Annotated in this window: 16 protein-coding genes and 1 rRNA gene; 6 read left to right on the top strand and 11 right to left on the bottom strand. The window is 63.0% G+C overall.

The window, feature by feature from the left end; genetic code table 11:
• Positions 1–662 precede the first annotated feature (662 nt).
• From HBO12_RS26270 to HBO12_RS26245, 6 genes are all read right to left on the bottom strand, one after another.
• Entirely contained in the window at positions 663–3083 is a 2421-nt protein-coding gene (locus HBO12_RS26270) for a TonB-dependent siderophore receptor (protein WP_170043688.1), read from the bottom strand.
• An 82-nt stretch (positions 3084–3165) separates the two neighbouring features.
• On the bottom strand, positions 3166–4125 hold the full coding sequence (locus tag HBO12_RS26265) for a FecR domain-containing protein (RefSeq protein WP_170043687.1): 960 nt from the start codon (positions 4123–4125) through the stop codon (positions 3166–3168).
• On the bottom strand, positions 4122–4637 hold the full coding sequence (locus tag HBO12_RS26260) for a sigma-70 family RNA polymerase sigma factor (RefSeq protein WP_169954793.1): 516 nt from the start codon (positions 4635–4637) through the stop codon (positions 4122–4124). The genes HBO12_RS26265 and HBO12_RS26260 overlap by 4 nt, the downstream gene beginning before the upstream one ends.
• 129 nt (positions 4638–4766) lie before the next feature.
• Entirely contained in the window at positions 4767–5321 is a 555-nt protein-coding gene (locus tag HBO12_RS26255) for a DUF4174 domain-containing protein (protein WP_032862995.1), read from the bottom strand.
• 164 nt (positions 5322–5485) lie between these two features.
• Entirely contained in the window at positions 5486–6118 is a 633-nt protein-coding gene (locus HBO12_RS26250) for a glutathione S-transferase N-terminal domain-containing protein (RefSeq protein ID WP_169954794.1), read from the bottom strand.
• 50 nt (positions 6119–6168) lie between these two features.
• A complete protein-coding gene (locus tag HBO12_RS26245; protein WP_170043686.1) occupies positions 6169–8526 on the bottom strand; it encodes a DNA polymerase II in 2358 nt (785 codons plus the stop codon).
• Positions 8527–8753: 227 nt separating this feature from the next.
• Here HBO12_RS26245 and HBO12_RS26240 point away from each other — a divergent pair, with 227 nt between their 5' ends.
• From HBO12_RS26240 to HBO12_RS26215, 6 genes are all read left to right on the top strand, one after another.
• Entirely contained in the window at positions 8754–10985 is a 2232-nt protein-coding gene (locus HBO12_RS26240) for a TonB-dependent receptor (protein ID WP_170043685.1), read from the top strand.
• A 235-nt stretch (positions 10986–11220) separates the two neighbouring features.
• Positions 11221–12108, top strand: coding sequence for a LysR family transcriptional regulator (locus tag HBO12_RS26235; protein ID WP_169957327.1), 888 nt, complete (start codon positions 11221–11223; stop codon positions 12106–12108).
• A 116-nt stretch (positions 12109–12224) separates the two neighbouring features.
• Positions 12225–13331, top strand: a complete 1107-nt coding sequence (locus tag HBO12_RS26230; protein ID WP_169957325.1) for a tartrate dehydrogenase — start codon at positions 12225–12227, stop codon at positions 13329–13331.
• Positions 13332–13333: 2 nt separating this feature from the next.
• Positions 13334–14782 carry an aldehyde dehydrogenase family protein gene (locus HBO12_RS26225; protein ID WP_170043684.1) on the top strand — a complete coding sequence of 483 codons (1449 nt, stop codon included), beginning with the start codon at positions 13334–13336 and terminating at the stop codon, positions 14780–14782.
• A 32-nt stretch (positions 14783–14814) separates the two neighbouring features.
• Positions 14815–15573: an SDR family oxidoreductase gene (locus HBO12_RS26220; protein ID WP_169957322.1), complete on the top strand. Its 759-nt coding sequence runs from the start codon at positions 14815–14817 to the stop codon at positions 15571–15573.
• Positions 15574–15601: 28 nt separating this feature from the next.
• A complete protein-coding gene (locus HBO12_RS26215) occupies positions 15602–16573 on the top strand; it encodes a cyclase family protein (RefSeq protein WP_169957320.1) in 972 nt (323 codons plus the stop codon).
• 1 nt (position 16574) lies between these two features.
• On the opposite strand, the gene HBO12_RS26210 is transcribed toward HBO12_RS26215, so the two are convergent.
• The 5 genes from HBO12_RS26210 to rrf all read right to left on the bottom strand — a co-directional run bounded on the left by HBO12_RS26210 (position 16575) and on the right by rrf (position 22943).
• A complete protein-coding gene (locus tag HBO12_RS26210) occupies positions 16575–18992 on the bottom strand; it encodes a TonB-dependent siderophore receptor (RefSeq protein ID WP_262377084.1) in 2418 nt (805 codons plus the stop codon).
• A 110-nt stretch (positions 18993–19102) separates the two neighbouring features.
• Positions 19103–20077, bottom strand: a complete 975-nt coding sequence (locus tag HBO12_RS26205; RefSeq protein ID WP_170043682.1) for a FecR family protein — start codon at positions 20075–20077, stop codon at positions 19103–19105.
• Entirely contained in the window at positions 20074–20586 is a 513-nt protein-coding gene (locus tag HBO12_RS26200; protein ID WP_057439140.1) for a sigma-70 family RNA polymerase sigma factor, read from the bottom strand. Before HBO12_RS26200 ends, HBO12_RS26205 begins: the two co-directional genes overlap by 4 nt.
• A gap of 117 nt (positions 20587–20703) precedes the next feature.
• Positions 20704–22596: a penicillin-binding protein 2 gene (gene mrdA, locus HBO12_RS26195; protein WP_169957315.1), complete on the bottom strand. Its 1893-nt coding sequence runs from the start codon at positions 22594–22596 to the stop codon at positions 20704–20706.
• A gap of 231 nt (positions 22597–22827) precedes the next feature.
• Positions 22828–22943, bottom strand: a 5S ribosomal RNA gene (rrf, locus tag HBO12_RS26190).
• Positions 22944–22945 lie beyond the last annotated feature (2 nt).

The raw sequence follows: 22945 nt of genomic DNA, 5'->3' as shown, positions 1-22945 counted from the left end.
GGCATAGAATTTTTGCCACACCGCAGTTCAAATGTAGGAGCTGGCTTGCCTGCGATGGCGGTGTGTCAGCTAGCGGAAATGGTGCCTGAACTACCGCTATCGCGGGCAAGCCCGCTCCTACTGGGCGCTCTGTTGGGCTTAGGATTTTTGCCACACCGCAGTTCAAATGTGGGAGCTGGCTTGCCTGCGATGGCGGTGTGTCAACTCGCGGAAATGGTGCCTGGACTACCGCTATCGCGGGCAAGCCCGCTCCTACAGAGGATCTCTGTTGGGCATAGGATTTTTGCCACACCGCAGATCAAATGTAGGAGCTGGCTTGCCTGCGATGGCGGTGTGTCAGCTAGTGGAAATGGTGCCTGAACTACCGCTATCGCGGGCAAGCCCGCTCCTACAAGGGATCTCAGTTGGGCTTAGGATTTTTGCCACACCGCAGTTCAAATGTAGGAGCTGGCTTGCCTGCGATGGCGGTGTATCAGCTAGCAGAAATGGTGCCTGAACCACCGCTATCGCGGGCAAGCCCGCTCCTACAAGGGATCTCTGTTGGGCATAGGATTTGTGCCACACCACAAATCAAATGTAGGAGCTGGCTTGCCTGCGATGGCGGTGTGTCAGCTGGCAGAAATGGTGCCTGAACCAGCTCCCACAGGGGGTCATGGGTGGGTCTAGAAATCGTATTTGACGCTGGTCATCAGGTTGCGCGGTGCGCCGTACATCCCGTGGTTGCCGGCATAGCTGAAGTACTCGCGGTCAAACAGGTTGTTGAGGTTGACCGAGGTGCTCAACTGCGGTGTCACGTCATAGCGCAGTAGCAGGTTGGTGATGGCGTAGCTGCCCTGGCTGAACGTGTGCAGGTCTTCACCGACTTTGCTCTGCCAGTTCACCCCGCCCCCCACGGTCACTTTGTTCAACGCGCCCGGCAGGCGGTAGGTGGTGAAGGTCTTCAGGCTCTGGCGGGGCAAGGTGGTGACGATGCGTTTGTCGTCGGCATCGGTACTGACCGCATAGGCATAGCCCGCAGAGGCTTGCCAGCCTTCCGCCAATTGACCGTTGAGTTCCAGCTCGACGCCCTCGGTGGTGGTGCCCTTCTCGTTGCGGTAGGTGTTGCCGCCCGGGGTGTCGATCCAGATCGCCAGGTTGTCCTGCTCCAGCTTGAACAGCGCCAGGCTGGTGTTCAACTGCTCGTCGAAGAAGCTGCCCTTCAAGCCAAGCTCATAGCCCTTGCCTTCCATAGGTTCCAGGGCCTTGTTGTTGATATCGCGCACCCAACTGGCCTGGGGATTGAAGATCTTGGTGTAGCTGGCGTAGGCCGACCAGTTGTCGGTCAGGTCGTAGACCACACCGGCGTAGGGAATGTACACGCCGGTCTCCGATTCATCGGTGCGGGTGGCGACGCCGCCATAGGGGCTGTCTGCGGTTTCGCGCTTCCAGTCGATGACCCGGCTGCCGAGGATCACGCTCAGGTCGTCGGTCATGCGCAGGCGCGTGCTCAGGTAGGCGGCGTACTGGCTTTCATCCACCGAGGATTTGCCGGTCACCGGGAAGTCCGGCTTGGTCGAGTGCCCGTCCCAGTTGAACAGGTTGTCGATGGCGCCCGCCGGGGAACCGGAATACGCGTAGTCCCAGCCGCCATGGCTGGGCACGTTTTCCTTGTACTTGGACAGGGTCACGCCGGCGATCAACTCGTGCTCGCGGCCCAGCAGGCTGAACGGGCCGGTGGCGTACAGGTCGAGGTTGTCCTGGCGCGGCGTACCGGAGAAGCGCACCGGCAACTGCGTGGTGCCGCTGCCATCGCTGTTGAGGCTGCCATTGACGTAGTTGAACACCTCATCGAACTTGTTTTGCGAATGGGTGAACTCGGCCTTGGCGCTCCAGCCACTGTCGAACTTCTGTTCGATGGAGGTAAAGAAACTGGTCTGTTCATGGTCGTTATAGGACCAGGCCGGTGCGGTATTCAGGGAACGGCTGAGGTTGCTGCGCGAACCGTCGGTAAAGCGCGTGGGCAAACCGGAACGCGCCGGGGCATCCACGTCGGTACGCAGGTAGCTGAAACCCAGGGTCAGCAAGGTGTCTTCGCTCAAGTCGAATTCCGTGATGCCGTACAGCAACTGGGTTTGCTGCTTGTAGCGGTCGACCCAGGCATGTTCGCTCTTGTAGTCGGCCACCAGGCGCCCGCGCACATTGCCGGTTTCGGTCAGCGGGCCGGACACGTCCAGGCCACTGCCGTAGCGGTCCCAGTTGCCCGCTTCAGCGGTGACGCTGGCCCGCGCCTCGGCCGTCGGGCGCTTGCGGATCAGGTTGATGGTGGCCGAGGGGTTGCCCATGCCGCTGATCAAACCGGTGGCGCCGCGCACCACTTCCACCCGGTCGTACATCGCCATGCTCTGGGTGTAGTTGTCCATGCGCGTGACGGTGGGCACGCCGTCGATTTCGAAGTTCTGGATCTGGAAACCCCGGGAGAAATAGCTATCGCTTTCCGAACCCAGGCCATCACGCAATACGATGATGCCGGGGGTGGCATCCAGGGTATCGGACAGGTTGGTCAGGCGCTGGTCATCCAGGCGCTGGCGGGTCATGACGGTCAGCGATTGCGGGGTTTCCCTGGGCGTCAGGTTCAGGCGCGTGGAGCTGCTGGACGACTGCGTGGTGTAGGAACCGGTGCCTTCGGTGGTCGACCCCGGCGCCTTGCCGGAGATCGACACGGTGCCCAGTTGCAATGCGCCGTCGGTAGGCCGGGGCTCCAGGGAGTAGTTATCGCCACTGCCACGCACGGCTTGCAGCGAGCTGTTGCTGAGCAGGATCGCCAGGCCGCTGTCGAGGTCATGCCGCCCTTGCAGGCCCGGGCTGGTCTGCCCTTGCGTGAGGGCGGCCGGATAGGACAGCAGGATCTGCGTGGCCTGGCCAAACTGGTTCAACGCGCCGGCCAGTGAGCCTGGGGCGATATCGAATTCCTGCTGTGACGCGGCCATTGCCCAGGCCGGCGCCAGCAACAACGGCGCAGCCACGCCGAAGCTGGCGATGCCACGGACGACGGCCACGGCCAGTGATTTTTTCAGTGTTGCCCGGATGGTGCGTTGCGGGTGCATGCCCTGTTCCCCAGATAAGTGAGTGTCTGGGGATATAAGTCTCGTGAGATTGGGAAACGGACCACAGGCATGCAAAATAAATTCATACCTGTGCCCGACGCGGTTTCAGCGTGACCCAGTACCGCGTGAAATGCTGCACATCCAGCTTGAGGGTCTGTTGCAGCGCCACCAGAATGCGGTCGGTGTCGGCCAGTGGATAGGTGCCAGACACGCGCAGTTCGCGCACGCTCGGATCACAGTCCAGATGCCCGCGCCGGTAGCGGCTCAATTCATTGAGGAAGTCTTCCAGGCGCAGGCCGTCGGCGACGATCATGCCGCGGCTCCAGGCCAGTTCGCCGGCGCGCTGGGAGCGCCGCGCCAGCAGGGTCTGCGGGTCAAAGCTGATGATTTCGCCGGGCGACAGGCTCAGGTTGCGCGCTGGAATCTGCGCCGCCAGTGGCTGCTGGTCGGCCCCCAACTGAGTAAAACCATCGCGCTGGCGCACGCTGAAGCGCCCGCCCGTGGCGTGGGTCAGGCCTTCGGCGGTTTTCACCCACAGCGGGCGGCTGTCCAGCGGGTTGGGCAACACCAGGATCTCCCCGCGCAACAGGTGGATCTGGCGCTGGTCGGGGCCGTAGTTCACATCGACAGCGGTGTCGGTGTTGAGCTGGATTTGGCTGTTGTCTGCCAGGTCGATGCGCCATTGCTCACCGACCGAGGTGCTGAAATCGCTGGTCCAGGGTTGCAGCAGGCCGGCGTCCCGGGCGGTCCATGCCACACTGCCGGCGGCCAGCAACAGGGCCAGATTTTTCAGCACCCGGCGCCGGGACATCGCCGGCAACAGGGTGGCGCTGACCAGCGCCTGGTGCGCCGGGTCGCGCACCTCGTGCATACGCTGGAAAAATCGCTGGGAATACTGCCATGCCTGCTCGTTGAGCGGGTCCTGCTGGCGCCACGCCAGCCATTGCGCGCGGGTCTGTTCGGTGACATCCGGCGCCTGTAACTCCAACTGCCAGTGCATGGCCTGCTCGGCGGCGTCCAGGGTCAGGGGCGAGGGATTCATGGGCGCTGGCTGTCGAGCACAATGCACTGCGCACCGGCCTTGACGATGTAGCGCTTGACCGTGGTGATGCTGGTGCCCAGGCGCTCGGCAATCTCGCCGTGGCTCAAGCCGTCGAGCTGCGACCAGAGGAAGGCCTGGCGCACCGGCAATGCCAGGCGGCTGAGCACTTCGTCGAGAGCCATCAGGGTTTCCAGGAGTAGCCATTGCGTCTCGGCGCTGGGGGCGACCTCTTCGGGCAACAGCGCCAGGGCTTGCAGGTAGGCCTTTTCCAGCTTCTGCCGACGAAAGTGATTGGACAACACGCTCTGTGCGACCTTCGCCAGAAAGCTGCGAGGCGCCTGGACTTCCAGGGGTTGGTTCTTGGCCAGCAGGCGCAGGAATGTATCCTGGGCCAGGTCGGCGGCGCTCTGCGAGCAGTTCAGGCGACGCCACAGCCAGTGCTGCAGCCAGCGGTGTTGCTGCTGATACAGGGTGGCCAGGTCAGTAGGGCTTGTCGCAGGGTTCGGGGGCATGGAGGGTGCGCGCAGAAGGTAGGCCGTAAATGATAACGGTTATCATATGCTTCATGGCGCAATGCCTGCAAGTGGCATACAGCTTGTAGGGTTCGCTGGCACCTCCCCTGTAGGCGCCAGCGAGGAGCATCAATCTTCCAGTGGTTGCGGCGCGTGCTTGCCAGGCTTGGCTTTGGCGCCAGGTTTGCCCGCTGCCGGGGCGGCGGGTTCCGGCTCGGCGGGGGCGGCGGCTTCTTTTTCTGCCATGGGCATCTTGTCGACAGCCGCAAAGAACTCTGCAAGGTCAAGGGTATCGGGGGGCACGGTCTTTTCGACTTTCTTCTCGCCGTCCTTGCCCACCAGGATCACTTTGGTGCCGGCACTGGCGCCAAGCTTCAGGGCGCGGATCAGCGCGTTGGTGTCCTGGGCGCCGAGGTCCTTGCCGTCACGCTGGCCGACGGTGCCGATGCTCGTGTAGTTCACGGTGTAGAGCACCATGTTGCGCTCGGTGAACTTCTGTTTGTTCTCAGGCTGTTCAAGGTCTTTCTTGAGCTGGACCTGAGTCGGGTCGATGGAGCTGGGTGCAATCACGATCAGCGGGCGGAATTTGCCTTGATCCTGTTCCAGCGGGCCTCGGTTATCCGCAGCCAACAACGGCCCCGTAAACGCCATCAAGGTAGCCAGGGTCAGCGACCGGACGAGCATGCGTACCTCCTTCCAATTCCATGCAGAGTTTTTGAGTTTCATGTCTGCGACAGTCAATTTCAAGGATGATTCCTACGCGACTATCAGAAAGAGTAGGCCAGGACGCCCGCGACGCAAGGGCTTGAGGCGCTTCGGGGCTCATTGTTTCTTCTGATTGCCAAGGCTCACTGCCCGGGCCAATCCGGCCAGTGCCAGGCGAACACCGGGGCCACCTGCGGGTCGGCATCCACCTGCGCCAGGGCCTGGGCGCACGCGGGGTGGGAGTGTTGCAGGACGTCGCGCGCACCCTCCCAGCGGGACACGGCCGCCGCCATGATGCCCAAGGCATTGGGCAGGCCCTGCGGGGTAAAAAGTTGCCCGGCAAATTGCTCGGCAAACAACTGCCAGGTGCGGTGCAGTTTCTGCTGGGTACCTGCGATCAGTTGCGCCTGTACCGCCTCGTCGGCGTCGTCGAGAAAGCGCTGGGGGTAGTCGATGATGGTGATTGCCGAGTAGCAGTTGGCGGCGATATACACCAGGCCGCGAATGATCTGCGCGCGGTTGCCGGACAGCAATCCGCTGGCCGGATACGCCAGGCCCAGGTGGATCAGGATCGCCGCGCTCTCCGTCAACACGCTGCCGTCGGGCAGTTGCAGGGTGGGGATTTGCCGCAGCGGGTTGATCTGCCCGAGGGCCTCCATCCCCGCCGCATCGCCCCAGGGGCTGGCATCGACCTGCTGCCACGGCACGCCGCAACGTTGCAAGGCGATTTCGACGATGCATGAGCCAGAGCTTTGCGTACCGTAGAGTGTGTACATGGGCCTTCCTCCTGGAGATTCAGCGTCCAGAGTGAAACGTGTTCCAGGGGTTAAAACAAGCCCATCTGACCACCGACCAGGGTGCTGAAATCATCATCGACAAACGGCAGGATCGCATCGGCCACCGGCTGCAATTGCCGGGTGACGTAGTGGTCGTAGTCAATCGGCGCCTGGCGTACTTCCAGGGGCTCGGGGCCGTTGACGGTGATCACGTAGCGAATCCAGCCACCGTTCTGGTACTGGCGCGGGCGGCCCTGGCGGTCGTTGTATTCATCCGCCAGGCGCGCAGCCCGTACATGGGGCGGCACGTTGCGTTCGTAGTCGCCCAGTTGCCGGCGCAGGCGCTTGCGGTAGATCAGCAGCTCATCGAACTCGCCGCTGAGGGTGCGGCGCACGTAGTCACGCACGTAATCCTGGTGGGGCTGGCGATGGAAGATGCGCTGGTACAGCTCCTGCTGGAACTGGCGGGCCAGGGGCGACCAGTCGCTGCGCACGGTTTCCAGGCCTTTGTAGATCATTTCTTCACTGCCATCGGCGCGGGTCACAAGGCCTGCATAGCGCTTCTTGCTGCCCTCTTCCGCACCGCGGATGGTCGGCATCAGGAAGCGGCTGAAGTGGGTTTCGTATTGCAGTTCGAGGGCGCTTTGCAGGCCGAATTCGCTGTGCAGGCGCTCGCGCCACCATTGGTTGACGTGTTGCACCAGGTCCTGGCCGATGCGCGCGGCGTCCTCCTGGGAATGGGCACTGCCGAGCCAGACAAAGGTGGAGTCGGTGTCGCCATAGATCACCTCATAACCCTGGGCTTCGACCAGTTCGCGGGTCTGGCGCATGATCTGGTGGCCGCGCAGGGTGATCGACGACGCCAGCCGCGTGTCGAAGAACCGACAGCCGCTGGAGCCGAGCACGCCGTAGAAGGCATTCATGATGATCTTCAGGGCCTGGGACAACGGCGCGTTGTGCTCGCGCTTGGCCACTTCGCGGCCTTCGGAGACCCGCGCCACAATGGCCGGCAGGCAATGCCGGGTGCGGGAAAAGCGCGCGCCGCGAAAGCCTTCCACCGACTCGCTGTCGTCAGGATGGCGCAGGCCTTCGATCAGGCCCACGGGGTCGATCAGGAAGCTGCGAATGATCGACGGATAAAGGCTTTTGTAGTCCAGCACCAGCACCGACTCGTACAGCCCCGGCCGCGAGTCCATGACAAAACCGCCGGGGCTGGCCTGGGGCGGTTTGTCCCCCAGGTTGGGCGCGACAAAGCCCTGGCGATGCATCAGCGGCATGTACAAATGGGTGAACGCCGCCACCGAACCACCGTTGCGATCTGCAGGCAGGCCGGTGACGCTGGCCCGCTCCAGAAGGAACTTGAGCAACTCGGTTTTCTCGAAAATCCGCGTCACCAACTCGCAGTCCTTGAGGTTGTAGCGCGCCAGGGCGGGCTTGTCCTCGGCGAACATGCGGTTGATCTCGTCCATGCGCTGATACGGCGTTGCGATCGACTTGCCTTCGCCCAGCAGGGTCTGGGCGACGTTTTCCAGGCTGAATGACTCAAAAGTCCAGGTCGCCGAGCGCAAGGCCTCGATGCCATCGATGATCAACCGCCCGGCAGCGGCGGCGAAGAAATGGTGGCGACTGCCGTGCTCGCGCCAGGCCATAGCCTCGCCGCCACGGCCAAGCAGCAATGGCACGTTAAGGCGTTGGGCATGCTCGTGGAGGACCCGCAGGTCGAACTGCACCAGGTTCCAGCCGATGATCGCGTCGGGGTCGTATTGCGCCAGCCACTGGTTGAGGCGCTCCAGCAGTTGGGCGCGGCTGTCGCAGTATTCGAGCTTGAAATCCACCGCGCAGGTTTTGTTCGGCGGGCCGAGCATATACACCTGGCGCTCGCCGCAGCCTTCCAGAGCGATGGAATACAGCTCGCCGCGCGCGGTGGTTTCGATATCCAGCGACACCAGCTTCAACGCCGGGCGGTAGTCGGGCGCGGGCTTCATCTGCGCCTCCAGCAACATCCCGCCCTCGCCGGGCGTGCCGCCAAATGCCACCGGTGCGGTGATGAAGCGCTCCATCATATAGCGCTCGGGCGGGCGCACATCGCCTTCGTAGACATCCACGCCGGCCTGGCGCAGGCGTTTTTCCAGGTCCATCGCCTGGCGATGCTGGCGGGTGTAGAGGCCCAGGACCGGGCGATGGTGGAAGTCACACAGTTGCAGCGGGCGCAGTTCCACGTCGCGCTCGCCCTTGAGCACCCGTTGCGCGTGCTCGCGATGGGCCAGCGGAATAAACATCACCGAAGGCTGCACCGGTAGACGGATATACCGCGGCCCCTGGTCGGTCGCCAGCCAGAAGCTGACCTGCGTGCCCGCCGGGGTGTCGTGCCAATGCCGGGTCAGGACAAAACCCTGCTGTAAATCCACCTTGCCGCACCTCAGGAATCGCTTTCAGGGCGCGATTCTACTCGGCATCCGCCATCAGGCCTTAATAGAAATTTTTTGCCCTTCAGAAAAGTCATACATCACAAATCAGTTTGTGAAATATCATTTAGCATTTATTATCATTTGCACCGGAGTCGTATTCGCGCAGCGAGGAAGCGCAACGTTGTTGCCCCCTTCCTCACATTGACGCTTCGCCGTCCGGATCGACCATGCCCACTTGTACCCGACTCGCCGTGCCGTTTCGCCCGACCCTGCTCGCCCTGTGCTGCTCCCTGAGCTTTGCTGTCCACAGCGCCCCCCAACAAACCCCGCAGGATGCGAGCAATGGCCAGGCCCTGGAACTGGGGGCAACCAGCATCAGCGCCGAATCCATCATCCCCGGCGCCCTGCCCCCGGTGTACGCCGGCGGCCAGGTCGCACGCGGCGGGCAGTTGGGGGTCTTGGGCAACCAGGACATCATGGACGTGCCGTTCAGCATGGCCTCCTACACCGAACAACTGATTCGCGACCAACAGGCCGAGACGGTGGGCGATGTACTGCTCAACGACTCGTCCGTGCGCCAGGCCTCGGGTTACGCCAACCAGTCGCAATTGTTCGTGATTCGTGGCCTGCCACTGAATGGCGACGACATTTCCTACAACGGTCTGTACGGCATCCTGCCCAGGCAGATCATGTCCACCGACGCCCTGGAACGGGTGGAAGTGTTCAAGGGCCCCAACGCCTTTATCAACGGGGTAACGCCCTCCGGCTCCGGTATCGGCGGCGGCGTGAACCTGCAACCCAAGCGCGCCGACGACGTGCCGCTGCGCCGCTTCAGCACCGATATCAGTAGCGAAGGCCGGATTGGCCAGCACCTGGATCTCGGCCAGCGTTTTGGCGAAGACAATCGTTTTGGGGCGCGGGTGAACCTGTCCCAGCGTGAAGGCGATACCGCCACCGACAATGAGAACCAGCGCTCCAAGCTGTTTGCCGTCGGCCTGGATTACCGTGGTGATGCATTGCGCCTGTCGGGGGATTTCGCGTATCAGAAGCAGCGCGTCAATGGCGGGCGCAACTCGGTGTTCCTCGGCCCCCTGGTGACCCACGTACCCGACGCCCCTTCCGCCGACACCAACTACGCGCCGCGCTGGAGCGCAACCAATATTGAAGACACCCTGGGCATGCTGCGCGCCGAGTACGACCTGAACGACAACTGGACCGCCTACGCGGCGGGCGGTGCCAAGCATACCCGGGAGATGGGCCGGTATTCCTCGGTGACCGTCAACGACAACCTGGGCAATGCCCAGACCAGCGCCTCGACCATCGCCCACGAAGAAGACAACAGCAGCGCCATGGCCGGCTTGAAGGGCAATTTCCAGACCGGGCCGGTGAGCCACCGCCTGAATTTCGGCCTGGCCGGGATCTGGACCGAGGCGCGCAACGCCTATGTGTTCGACAGCGCCAAGACCAGCACCAATATCTACCACCCGGTAACCGGCGCCGAACCGCGCCTGAACAGCCCGCGCAATACCCCTGGCACCGACTTCAGCGACCCGACCATCACCGCCAAGACCTTCATGCGCAGCGCGGCGGTGTCCGACACCGTTGGTTTTATCGATGATCGCTTGTTGGTCACCCTGGGCCTGCGCCATCAGCAAATGGTGGTGCAGGGCTACAACTATATGAGCGGCAGCCGCACGGCCAACTACGATCAGTCGATCACCACACCGGTGTACGGCATTGTGTTCAAGCCTTGGGAGCATGTGTCGCTGTATGCCAATCGGATTGAAGGTTTGGCCAAGGGGCCTGTTTCGCCGGTTAACTCCTCTGGGCGTACGGTGATTGGCGGTGGCCAGGCGTTCGCGCCGGCACGCTCCAAGCAGATCGAGGCCGGGGTCAAGGTTGACATGGGCACCTACGGCGCGACCCTGGGCGTGTATCGCATCGAGCAGCCCGGCGCCGGCTACACCCAGATCATCGATGCCACCACTGCACGCTTCGTGCGTGAAGGCGAGCAAATCAACAAAGGCGTAGAGCTCAACGTATTCGGCGAACCGCTGGCCGGCCTGCGCTTGCTCGGCGGTGCGACGGTGATGAAAACCGAGCTCAAGGGCACCCAGAACGGCGCCAACGACGGCAACCGCGCGATTGGCGTGCCGTCGTTCCAGCTCAATGCCGGTGTGGAATGGGATGTGCCTGGCCTGCAAGGCGTGACCCTCAGCGGGCGCATGTTGCGTACCGGCGGGCAGTACGTGGATGCCTCCAACAACCTCAGCCTGCCGGCCTGGAACCGCTTTGACCTGGGCGCACGCTACAACTTCAAAGTGGACCAGCGCAGCGTCACCCTGGGGCTGAACGTGGACAATGTGGCCAATACCAAATACTGGGAGTCGGCAATGGGCGGCTACCTGACCCAGGGCGACCCACGGGTGGCCAAGCTGTCGGCGAGCATCGAGTTCTAACCGGCACTTTACTCAAGGCAGCAAAGTTTAAAGCTGGGAGCTGTCGAGCCCCGGCGAGGCTGCGATGGCGGTGGGTCAGTCACCATCAATGCTGGCAATGCCGCCGCCATCGCAGCCTCGCCAGGGCTCGACAGCTCCCACAAGGGATCGGCGGCGCCTCCAACGTTGTATCAGACGATTGGACAGTCCTGTCCCAACTGCGTAGTTTTCACAGACCGCGCACAAGGACTCTGGCATGGCCCCCGATCTCACCTCCATCGAGCTGTTCCTCAAGACGGTCAAGCTCGGCAGCCTGTCCCGGGCGGCCGAGCAGTCGCACCTCTCGCTGTCAGCGGCGAGCCGGCGCCTGTCGTTGCTCGAGCAGCATTTCAAGGTCGCCCTGTTGCACCGCTCCTCCACTGGCGTCTCGCCCACGGCGGCCGGCGAGGTGTTGGCCGAGCATGGGTTGGCGATTTTGCGCGCAGTGGATGTGATGCACGCTGACCTCGCGGACTACGCCAAGGGCGCCACCGGCCGCGTGTGCCTGTATGCCAACAGTTCGGCGATGAGCCAGCAACTGCCCCGCCAACTGACCCAGTGGAACGCTCTGCACCCCGGCATCCGCCTGGATATCCGCGAAGAGCGCAGCCGCGAAATCCTGCAGGCGGTGCGCGATGGCGTGGCCGATGTGGGCATCGTCACCACCCAGCCGGGCGGCGAGGACTTGCGCTTTGCCCCGTACTGCCAGGACCGCCTGTGCCTGCTGGTGCCCGATGATCATCCGTTCAAGATGCGCCATGCGCGCTTTGCCGATTTGCTGGGCTATGACTTTGTGGGCCTAGAGGATAACGCCGCCATCACCGCGCTGATCACCGAAGCCGCCGCCGCGATTGGCATGCCGCTGCGTCTGCGGGTGCAGGTACGCAGCTTTGAAGCGGTGTGCCGGCTGATTGCCGCCGGGCAAGGGGTTGGCGTGTTGCCCCAGGGCGCGGTGCAGATCTTTCGCAAGGAGATGGCCTTGCGCTTTATCGAAATCGACGACCCTTGGGCCGATCGCCAGATGTACCTTTGCATGCGCCAGCAACAGCCGTCTCCGACGAGCCTGGCGTTATTCGACTACCTGGTTGCCTGCCACTGCGACTGATCACTGGCCTTCGATTTTTGCGAAGGCCGCTTCCGTAATCAGCAATTCCCCCACCGTTGCACCTGTGCCAAGAATGTCCCCGCCTCACTGACAACAACAAAAACAGGAGACACGGCGTGTCCAATTCCACGACCAGCACCCGCCATCGTATTGCGGTGATTCCCGGCGACGGTATCGGCCGCGAGGTGGTGCCCGAAGGCCTGCGCGTACTGGAGGCCGTCAGCCGGCGCTTCGGGATTGCCTTTGAGTTCGATCACTTTGCCTGGTGCAGCGAGCACTACCTGGCCCACGGCACCATGATGCCGGACGACTGGGCCGAGCAGATCGGCAGCCATGATGCGATCTTCTTCGGCGCCGTGGGTGCCCCGGACATCATCGCCGACCATACGGCGGTGTGGGAGTCACTGCTCAAGATCCGCCGCCAGTTCGACCAGTACGTCAACATCCGCCCGGTACGCCTGATGCCCGGCGTGCCCTGCCCGCTTGCCGGCCGTGTGCCGGGGGATATCGACTTTATCGTGGTGCGCGAAAACACCGAGGGCGAGTACTCCAGCGTCGGCGGGCGGATGTGGGAAGGCACGCCGCGCGAGATCGCGGTGCAGGAGTCGATCTTCTCCCGCGAAGGCGTGGACCGGGTGGTGGACTACGCCTTCAAACTCGCCCAGCAGCGACCACGCAAGCACCTCGTGGCCGCCACCAAATCCAACGGCATTTCCATCACCATGCCGTTCTGGGACGAGCGGGTGAACCTGATCGCCCAGCGCTACCCGGACGTCAAGAGCGCCAAATTCCACATCGACATACTGTGCGCACACTTTGTGCAGCACCCGGACTGGTTCGATGTGGTGGTGGCCTCCAACCTGTTTGGCGACATCCTCTCCGACCTCGGCCCGGCCTGCACCGGCACCATCGGCATTGCCCCCTCGGCCAACCTCAACCCCGAGCGGCGCTACCCGTCGCTGTTCGAGCCGGTACACGGTTCGGCGCCGGACATTGCCGGGCTGGGCGTGGCCAACCCCATCGGGCAGATCTGGTCGGCTGCGTTGATGATCGAGCACCTGGGCAATGGCGACCCGCTGTACCAGCAGGCCGCAGCAGCGATTGTCTCGGCCATCGAAACGGTGCTTGCGCAAGGCCCGCGCACCCGGGAAATGGGCGGCAGCGCCAGTACGATCGAAGTGGGCGTGGCCATCGCCGAATGCATCGCCGGGAACAGGAGCTGAACATGATCAACGCACATTACATCGCCAACCAATGGCAAGCCTCGACGTCCCTGGAAGACATCCCGGTGATCGATCCCAGCAGCGGCGAAACCTACTCCAGCATCGCCCGGGGCACCGCTGCCGATGTGGACGCCGCCGTCCGCGCCGCGCGCCTGGCCGTAGGCGAAACCTTCGATGGCCCGTGGGGCACGTTGTCGGCCCTGGAGCGCAGCCGCCTGCTGGCCAGGCTTGGCGCGGCGGTGCTGGAGCATCACGAAGAACTGGCGCAGATCGAGGCGCGGGACACTGGCAAGGCGCTGAAAGTCGCGCGGGCCGATGCCACCGCCCTCGCCCGTTATTTCGAGTACTACGCTGGCGCGGCCGACAAGTTGCACGGCGAGACCCTGCCTTATCAGAACGGCTACACGGTGCTGACGGTGCGCGAGCCCCATGGGGTAACCGGGCATATCATCCCGTGGAACTACCCGATGCAGATCTTCGGCCGCAGCGTCGGTGCGTCCCTGGCGGCGGGCAACGCCTGTGTGGTCAAGCCGGCCGAGGATGCCAGCCTGTCGTTGCTGCGCCTGGCGCAGATTGCCGCCGAAGTGGGCTTCCCGGCCGGTGCGATCAATGTGGTGACCGGCTATGGCTACGAGGCTGGCGCGGCGTTGTGCAGCCACCCGGGTATCGATCACATCTCGTTTACCGGTTCCACCCTGACCGGCACGGCGGTGTCCAAGGCCGCCGCTGAACGGCACTGCCCGGTGACCCTGGAACTGGGCGGGAAATCACCGCAGCTGGTATTCGCCGATGCCGACCTGGAGCAAGCCTTGCCGGTGCTGGTCAACGCCATTGTGCAGAACTGCGGGCAGACCTGTTCGGCGGGCAGCCGGCTGCTGGTGGAGCGCAGCATTTATGAGGCGCTGGTGGAGCAACTCAGCCAGCGTTTTCGCGAACTGCGCACCGGGCCTTCGGCGCTGGACCTGGACATGGGCCCACTGATCAACCAGAAGCAGCAACGCCAGGTACGTGAGTTCGTGCGCGAGGCCGAACAGGCCGGCATCACGGTGGCCGCGCGCGGCCAGGTGGTGGCCGAGGCCGGCAGTGGTGGTTACTTCCAGGAAGCGGTGCTGTTTCGCGACGTGCCGCCCGACAGCCGCCTGGCCCGGGAGGAAGTCTTCGGCCCGGTGTTGGCCGTGATGCCTTTCGACGAGGAAGCCGAGGCGATCCGCCTGGCCAACGGCACCGAGTTCGGCCTGGTCGCCGGCGTATGGACCCGCGACGGCGCACGGCAAATGCGCCTGGCGCGCAAGCTGCGCTGTGGCCAGGTATTTATCAATAACTACGGGGCCGGCGGCGGGGTTGAACTGCCCTTCGGCGGCGTCAAGGCCAGCGGTTATGGCCGGGAAAAAGGCTTCGAGGCCCTGCTGGGCTTTACCACCTTGAAGACCATTGCGATCAAACACGGCTAAGCCATTACAACAACAAGAAAGGAGCACACTCCATGCGTCTAGCAAACAAAGTTGCCATCGTCACTGGTGCCGGTTCCGGCTTTGGTGAAGGGATCGCCAAGACCTTCGCCCAACAGGGTGCGCGGGTTATCGTCGCCGACATGAACGCCACCGGCGGCCAGCGGGTGGTCAATGAGATCGCCGCCACCGGCGGCCATGCCCATTTCGTCGAGGTCAATGTGGCCAACGACGAAAGCGTGGGCGCGCTGCTGCGCGCGACCCTGGAGCAATTCGGCGGGCTGGATATCGTCATCAACAACGCCGGCACCACCCACCGCAACCGGCCAATGCTGGAGGTGGACGAGGCCGAGTTCGACCGGGTGTTTGCGGTCAACGTCAAAAGCATCTACCTCAGCGCCAGGCATTTTGTGCCGCACTTTCGCGGCCAGGGCGCCGGCGTGTTCGTCAATATTGCCTCGACCGCCGCGATCCGCCCACGCCCGGGACTGGTCTGGTATAACGGCAGCAAGGGCGCGGTGGTGGTCATGAGCAAGACCATGGCGGCGGAGCTGGGGCCGGACAATATCCGCGTCAATTGCGTGAACCCGGTGGTCGGCGCAACCGCGTTGCTCAGTGAGTTCATGGGCGTGCCGGACACCCCGCAAAACCGTCAGAAGTTCATGGCAACCATCCCCCTGGGACGTTTTTCCACCCCGCAAGACGTGGCCAATGCCTGCCTGTACCTGGCCTCGGACGAAGCGGCCTTTATCACCGGCACCTGCCTTGAAGTCGACGGTGGGCGCTGCGTGTAACTCAACGACCAAAGGGATCGGAGTCGATATGTGCGACTTACATAACAAGAACGAACCGAGCACCAAGCAGCTACTCGAAGGCCTGCCAAAGAACTGGGGTAAATGGGGACCGGACGATGAAGTCGGCGCCCTCAATTACCTGACCGAAACCGAAGTGCTGCGCGGCGTGGCCGCGGTGCGCCAGGGCAAGACCTTCACCCTGCAAGTGCAGATCGGCCATCCGGGCGGCGACCCGATGTGGCCCGCGCGCAACCCGTCGATGCGCTTCAACACCCTGGATCACAGCCACTACCACTTCGGCAAGCAACCCGAAATGACCGGCGGCGCGGCGTATTGCGACGATGTGATCTTCATGCAGCTGCAAGGCTCGACCCAGTACGACGCCCTCGGGCATGCCTGGTACGACAATCAACTGTGGAACGGCTACGACGCCATGAGCACCGTCGGCGGCATGGCCAAGGCCAGTGTGCTGGCGATTGCCGAGCGCGGCGTGGTCGGGCGCGCGGTGCTGATCGACATGGCCCGCCATCGCGGCAAGAAATACCTGGGCCGTGGCGAAACCTTCAACCACCTGGACTTGCTGGCCGCCGCCAAGGCCCAGGGCGTGACCATCGAAAAGCGCGACATCCTGATCATCCGTACCGGCTCCATGGGCGCCTTCTACGAGTATGGCAAGACCGAGTTTTTCAAGGACCTGGTGGAGCCCGGCCTGACCTACAGCCGGGAACTGGTGGAGTGGTTCCACGCCATGGAAATCCCCAACCTGGTGACCGATACCATCGCTAACGAAGTGATCACCGATCCGGTGTCGGGGGTGCAGATTCCGTTGCATTGCGCGCTGATGCGCAACCTCGGCATCGCCTTTACCGAGATCGTGCTGCTGGAGGATCTGGCCGCCGATTGTGCCGACGACGGCCAGTGGAAGTTCCTCTACACCGCCGCGCCGTTGAAGATTGTCGGTGGCAGCGGCGCGCCGGTGAACCCGGTGGTGATCAAGTAGCTCACCAATCGTAGGACACGGCCAGGGACGCAGTGCGCTCCTGGCCGTAATAGCAACCAAAGGAGTAGTTGCAGGACGAGACGTACTCGCGGTCAAACAGGTTCTGCACGTTGAGGCTGGCTTCGGCACCCTTGAATGTGGGGCTGACGCGGCTCAGGTCGTAGCTGATGGTGGCGTCAAAGACCACGAACGACGGGGTCTTGAAGGTGTTGGCCGAGTCGCCGTACTTCTTCCCGGTATACCGCGCACCACCGCCTACGGTCAGGCCGGCCAGGGTATCGCCGGCAAAGTGGTAGTCGGCCCAGGTACTGGCGCTCCAAGGCGCCTGCGCCTCGCTGCGGTTACCCTCTTCGCCGTAGTTGCTCTTGGTATAGATCACGTCCAGGTACGACAGCGCACTGATCAACTCCACCTGGCCAAACCGGGCCTTGCCTTCAAATTCCACGCCCCGCGAGCGCACTTCGCCTTCCTGCAACTGGTATTCGCGATAGACCAGATCGCCGGTCAGGACGTTTTTCTGTTTGATCTGGAACACCGACAAGGTCAGCAGCGACTGGTCGTTGGGCTGGTATTTGAGGCCCGCCTCATACTGCTCGCCTTCCACCGGTTTATAGGCGCCGCCGCCACGCTCCGGGGCCAGCCGGCCGACGCTGGGCAGAAACGACTCGGCATAACTGACGTAGGGCGCCAGGCCGAAGTCGGTGAGGTAAGTCAGGCCGACGCGACGCGTGAGTTGCTTGTCTTTCTGCGACACCGTGCTGTGGTCCAGCAGGTCGCGATTGATCACTTCGGCCCAGTCTTCACGCAGGCCCATGGTGAGGATGAAACGGTCGAACTTGATCTGGTCCTGGGCATACAGGCCGGTCTGCTTGACCGTGTTGTTCCACTTGGTGGTCAGTTGCGGCTGGCCAAAGGTGTGGTAGTTGGACGGTTTGTAGAGGTCGATGATTTCTGCGCCGGAGAGGTTGTAGCCCTGATATTTACGGGTGAACTCGCGGTGATCGAAGCCCACCAGCAAGGTGTGTTCCAGGGCACCGGTGGCGAACTTGGCCTGCAGGTTGTTATCGAGGGTGTAGGCGCTGTTGTGTTGGCGCCAGTCGAGCTTGGTGCGGCTGGCGCGGGTGTCATCGGTGCTGCCATCGGGCAGTTCGACGAAGCGGTTCAGGTAGAAACCTTTGTAGCGGTCGTTGACGTCGGTAAACCGTGCGGTCTGGCGATATTCCAGGTTGTCGTTGAAGGCATGGGAGAAGTCATAGCCCAGCACATACTGATCGCGAATGTAGTTGTTCCAGTCGGAGTCGCCGAGGAAGGTGTCGCGGTCGATGTGCTGGCCCTTGGAGTTGCGGTACAGGGTGCCAATGGCCGGTAACGCCTGGTAGTCGGCCAGGGATTTGTCACGCTGGATCTGCGCATAGATCGTCAGGGCAGTGTCATCCGTGGGCGCCCAGGTCAGGCTGGGGGCCAGCAAGGTGCGGCTGTCGGTGGCATGGTCGACCATCTCGTTACCGTCGCGGACCAGGCCGATCAGGCGGTAGCTCAAGGTTTTTGCCTCATCGAGGGGGCCGCTGAAATCCAGGGCGCCATTGACCCGGTCGTAACTGCCCAGGCCAAACTTGACCTGGTGCCGGGCCTCAGTGGTGGGCCGCTTGGACACCAGGTTGATCATGCCGCCCGGCTGGTTCTGCCCGAACAGCACTGAGGCCGGGCCCTTGAGCACTTCAATGCGTTCCAGGGTGTAGGGATCGATCTGCGGCGCGCCACCGAGGCTGCCGGCGTAAGGCAGATAGGCGCCATCGAGATACAACAAGGTGGGCGCGAAGCCACGGCTGGTCAGCTCGTCGGCGATGGTGTTGCGATCGGTATAGCCGTTGGTATCGACGCCTGGGGTGTAGCGCAAGGACTGGGTCAGGTTGCGTGCGCCCTGGACCTTGACCTGGTCGGCGGTGACCACGTTGACGGTCTGCGGGATTTCCAGGATCGGTGTATCGGTCTTGGTGGCCGTGGCGCTGCGGGTGGCCACATAGCCATCCACCGGGCCCCAGGCATTTTCTGCTACCAGGCCGGTGACGGTGGTGGCGCCAAGGTTCAAGGCGCCGCCTTCGGGCAGCAGGTACAGGCTCCAGGTGCCATTGTCGGTGACGGTCAGGCCCAGGCCGCTGCCGGCCAGCAAGTGTTGCGCGGCCTGTTCAGGGCTGTATTGGCCCTGCAGCGCCGGCGCGCGGCGGCCTTGCAGCAAGGCCGGGCTGACCGACAGCGTGCGCCCGCTTTCCCGCGACAGCCGGCTCAGGCTATCGCCGAGGTCTGCAGCGGGCAGATTGAAATATTGCTGGGTGCTGGCGGCCGTATCGGCCAGGGCGGCCACGGGGTGGCCGACCACCGCCAGGGTTACGGCCAGGGTCAACAGGCAGGGACGGATCATCAAGGGTGCCATAGGGTGAGGATGCTCATTGTCAGGTTGGCGTTCCCTAACCTTGACTCGCGAGATCGGCGACCCCCTCACGCTCAGTGAAAATAATTCCCATTGTCGGCTCAACGCACGTCTATCAGGGTCAACCAGGGGCCGTAGTGACTGATGCGCAGGGGGAAGGTCTGGGCCAGCGACTCCAGGGTTTGCGCCGGATCATCCAGTGGGTACACGCCATAGACGCGTACTTTTGCGGCTTGCTCACTGACCCGCAACACGCCCCGGCGATACGGCCGCAGGGCGTCGATCAACAGGCCCAGGGGCTCATCACGGATATCCACGCGGCCGTCACGCCAGTCCGCGCGGCTGCGTACCGAGAGCGGTACCGGGCGCACATCGACATCGCTGAACCATGCCGCCTCCCCCGCCTCTACACGGCGCTGGCTGCCGCCGAGCGTGGTGACCTGGACGCTGTGCAACTGCACCGAGGTCAGGCTGCCGGTGGCCTCCTGGCGCACCATGAATTGCGTGCCCAGGGCCTGGACTTCGCCCTGGTCGGTGGCGATCACAAACGGCCGGCGCGGGTCGGCGGCGACGTCCACGAACACTTGGCCCTCACGCAGGCGCACCAAGCGACGGCTGTCACTGAAGTGGATGTCCACCGAACTGCGGGCATTGAGGCTCAGGCGGCTGCCATCGGCCAAGGCGAAAGTCTTGCGCTCACCGGTGGCGGTGTGGCGGTCGGCCCACAGGCCATTGAGCGGTTGGGCGCGGTCAAAGATCGCCGCACCGCTGACACCGAACAACACCAGGGCCAGGCCACCGCGCAGTACCTTGCGCCGCGCTTCGGAATCCGGCGTCGCCAGGGCCTGGGTAACGGCGCGCAATTGGCCGGGGCTACGGGCCTCGACGCGCTGCAAATCAGCAATCGGCTGCTGCAGCAAACTGCCCACACGCTGCCAGGCGACAGTGTGCTGGGGGTTGGCCCGCAGCCAGGCTTCGAAGGCTTGACGCAGCGCGGGGTCGTCAGCCCCGGCCTCCAGGCGTAGCAGCCAATCCACGGCGGCGCGGGTGGTGGCGTCCACCTTGGGGCGGCTCATGTCAGGTCCGCCGACTCGGCCAGGCAATGCAGGAAAGCCCGGCGCAGATCACGCTCTACCGTGGCCAGCGACACGCTCAACTGCTGGGCGATGACGGGCTGCGACAAGCCCTCGAGGCGATTGAGCATAAAGATCTGCCGGACACGCGGCGGTAGGCCATTGAGCAGGCGATCGATGCTTTCCAGCGCTTCGCGCACCAGGGCCAGGTCTTCTTCCGAAGGGGTGTAGGCGTGCGGCAACTGCGCCAGGCTGTCGAGGTAGGTCTGCTCCAACCGTTTGCGTCGCCAGAAGCTGAACAACAAGCGGCGCGCCACGGTGCTGAGAAACGCGCGGGGCTCATCGAGTTGATGGAGCTGGCGCGCATCCAGAATGCGGATAAACGTGTCCTGTGTCAGGTCCGCGGCATCTTGCGGGCACTTGAGCTGACGATACAACCAGGCGCGCAACCAGCGATGGTTGTCGTCATAAAGCGTTGCCAGAAGGACCTTGGGATCGGTAGGAGTAGACACGCGGGCAGCCAAGCACGTTAATGATAATTCATCTCATTATCTGCGCAGGCTGTGGCTAAATGCAATCGCTTATCTACCCAGTGGAACCTCGCTCAAGACGGCTTGACGATACTGGCGCTAGACACGAGGGTCGCCCGATGTCTTGGCCGGCGTGGCGTACTGCGGTTTCAGGTGGCCTTGCTGATCGAGCAACCAGGCATCCATGATCTGGCGCACCACCGGGCCTGCCACCCGGCCGCCCGCCTCGCCGTTTTCAATCATCACTGAAATCACGATCCTGGGGTGTTCAGCCGGGGCGAAGCCGACGAACAATGCGTTGTCGCGGTTGCGCTCGCGAGTCTTCAGGCGGTTGTAGCGCTCGCCCTGCTTGATTGCCACCACCTGCGCGGTACCACTCTTGCCCGCGATCCGATACTGCGCACCGGCGGCCGACGCCCGGGCAATCCCGCGCGGGTCGTGCATCACCATTTGCATGCCGTGGTTGACCTGATCCCAGTCGCGGGGGTTCTTGAGCACGACATTGGGCATCGGGTTCTCGTCCACGGGTGGCACACCGTCGATGGTCTTGGCCAGGTGCGGACGATTCCACACGCCCTTGTTGGCGATCAGCGCGGTGGCCTGGGCCAATTGCAACGGGGTGACCTGCATATAGCCCTGGCCGATGCCGAGGATCACGGTTTCGCCCGGGAACCAGGGCTGGCGCCGGGTGGCACGCTTCCAGGCCTGGGATGGCATCAGGCCGGCCGACTCTTCGAACATGTCCAGGGAGACTTTCTGGCCAAGACCGAATTCGGCCATGTAGTCGTGCAGGCGATCGATCCCCAGCTTGTGGGCCAGGTCGTAGAAGTAGGTGTCGTTGGAACGCATGATGGCGGCGTCCATATCTACCCAGCCATCACCGCTGTGGTTCCAGTTGCGGTACTTGTGATCAAAGTCCGGCAGTTGGTAGTAGCCGGGGTCGAAGACCCGGGTTTGCGCGGTGACCACGCCACTGTCGAGACCGGCGATGGCCACTTCCGGCTTGATCGTCGAGCCTGGCGCATACAGCCCGCGCAACACGCGGTTGAACAAGGGCCGGTCGAGGGAGTCATGGAGCGCGGCATATTCCTTGAAACTAATGCCGGTGACGAACGAGTTGGGGTCAAAGCTGGGTTTGCTGACCATCGCCAGGACTTCGCCGGTTTGCGGGTCGAGGGCTACTACTGACCCGCGACGGTCGCCCAGGGCTTCTTCGGCGGCTTCCTGGAGCTTGATATCCAGGCTCAGGACGATATTTTTGCCGGGAACCGGATCGGTATGTTTGAGCACCCGCAAGACCCGCCCCTGGGCATTGGTCTCGACCTCTTCATAACCCACATGGCCGTGCAACTGCGACTCATAGAAGCGCTCGATGCCGGTTTTACCAATCGATTGCGTGCCACGGTATTCGACCGAATCCAGCTCCTTGGACTCTTTCTCGTTGATGCGCCCCACGTAACCAATGGAATGCGCAAAGTGTGCACCCAGCGGGTAGTGCCGCACGAACTGCGGCTCGACATCCACGCCTGGCAGGCGGAATTCGTTGACGGCCAATATGGCGATCTGTTCTTCAGTCAACTCATAGAACAACGTCACGGGCACGAACGGGTGGCGCGCTTGCTTCAGGGCCTTGTCGAATACAGCGCGGTCTTCGGGGGGCAGGTGCAGCAGAGCGATGATCGAGTCCAGCTCCCCTTTCAGGTCGGTAGCCCGTTCGCGGGTGATGGTCAGGTTGTAACTGGGACGGTTATCGGCCAGAACCACACCGTTACGGTCATAGATCAGGCCGCGGGTCGGGGTGATGGGCAGGACGTGGACACGGTTGTTTTCGGAGATGGTGGAGTGATAGTCGAACTCCACGACTTGCAGGAAATACATGCGGGCGACCAGGGCGCAGGTGATGCCAAGCACCAGTATCGCGCAGGCCAGCAGGCGCTTGTTGACCAGGCGGTGCTCTTTTTCGTGGTCTTTGATCGGTATGGCTTCGGGCATTTCTACAGCATCTCGTTGAATAAGGGTGATGCCGCATCCTGCGGTTGAAAGGCCGTCCCTGAAAAAGCTGCTGCACCTTACCAAAAATACCGAAACACTTTGTATTGAATTGACCGAAGGGTGGTTGGGGGGTGGATAGCAGCGAAGCTGCGGGCTAGTCTTTGCGCGCGCCTTTTCGACCGCCCAAAACAAAACCCCAACTGCTTTCGCAATTGGGGTTTCGGAATTTAATCTTGACGATGACCTACTCTCACATGGGGAAACCCCACACTACCATCGGCGATGCATCGTTTCACTGCTGAGTTCGGGATGGGATCAGGTGGTTCCAATGCTCTATGGTCGTCAAGAA

Source organism: Pseudomonas sp. WS 5059, assembly GCF_012985525.1.
GTDB lineage: Bacteria > Pseudomonadota > Gammaproteobacteria > Pseudomonadales > Pseudomonadaceae > Aquipseudomonas.
This window is presented reverse-complemented; position numbering and strand designations above follow the sequence as displayed.

Excerpts from the sequence above, each read along its gene's own strand:
- HBO12_RS26235 (WP_169957327.1), top strand. The coding sequence starts at position 11,221 with ATGGCCCCCGATCTCACCTCCATCGAGCTGTTCCTCAAGACGGTCAAG.
- HBO12_RS26250 (WP_169954794.1), bottom strand. The coding sequence starts at position 6,118 with ATGTACACACTCTACGGTACGCAAAGCTCTGGCTCATGCATCGTCGAA.
- mrdA (WP_169957315.1), bottom strand. The coding sequence starts at position 22,596 with ATGCCCGAAGCCATACCGATCAAAGACCACGAAAAAGAGCACCGCCTG.
- HBO12_RS26205 (WP_170043682.1), bottom strand. The coding sequence starts at position 20,077 with ATGAGCCGCCCCAAGGTGGACGCCACCACCCGCGCCGCCGTGGATTGG.
- HBO12_RS26260 (WP_169954793.1), bottom strand. The coding sequence starts at position 4,637 with ATGCCCCCGAACCCTGCGACAAGCCCTACTGACCTGGCCACCCTGTAT.
- HBO12_RS26210 (WP_262377084.1), bottom strand. The coding sequence starts at position 18,992 with ATGATCCGTCCCTGCCTGTTGACCCTGGCCGTAACCCTGGCGGTGGTC.
- HBO12_RS26215 (WP_169957320.1), top strand. The coding sequence starts at position 15,602 with ATGTGCGACTTACATAACAAGAACGAACCGAGCACCAAGCAGCTACTC.
- HBO12_RS26265 (WP_170043687.1), bottom strand. The coding sequence starts at position 4,125 with ATGAATCCCTCGCCCCTGACCCTGGACGCCGCCGAGCAGGCCATGCAC.
- HBO12_RS26270 (WP_170043688.1), bottom strand. The coding sequence starts at position 3,083 with ATGCACCCGCAACGCACCATCCGGGCAACACTGAAAAAATCACTGGCC.
- HBO12_RS26220 (WP_169957322.1), top strand. The coding sequence starts at position 14,815 with ATGCGTCTAGCAAACAAAGTTGCCATCGTCACTGGTGCCGGTTCCGGC.
- HBO12_RS26255 (WP_032862995.1), bottom strand. The coding sequence starts at position 5,321 with ATGCTCGTCCGGTCGCTGACCCTGGCTACCTTGATGGCGTTTACGGGG.
- HBO12_RS26225 (WP_170043684.1), top strand. The coding sequence starts at position 13,334 with ATGATCAACGCACATTACATCGCCAACCAATGGCAAGCCTCGACGTCC.
- HBO12_RS26240 (WP_170043685.1), top strand. The coding sequence starts at position 8,754 with ATGCCCACTTGTACCCGACTCGCCGTGCCGTTTCGCCCGACCCTGCTC.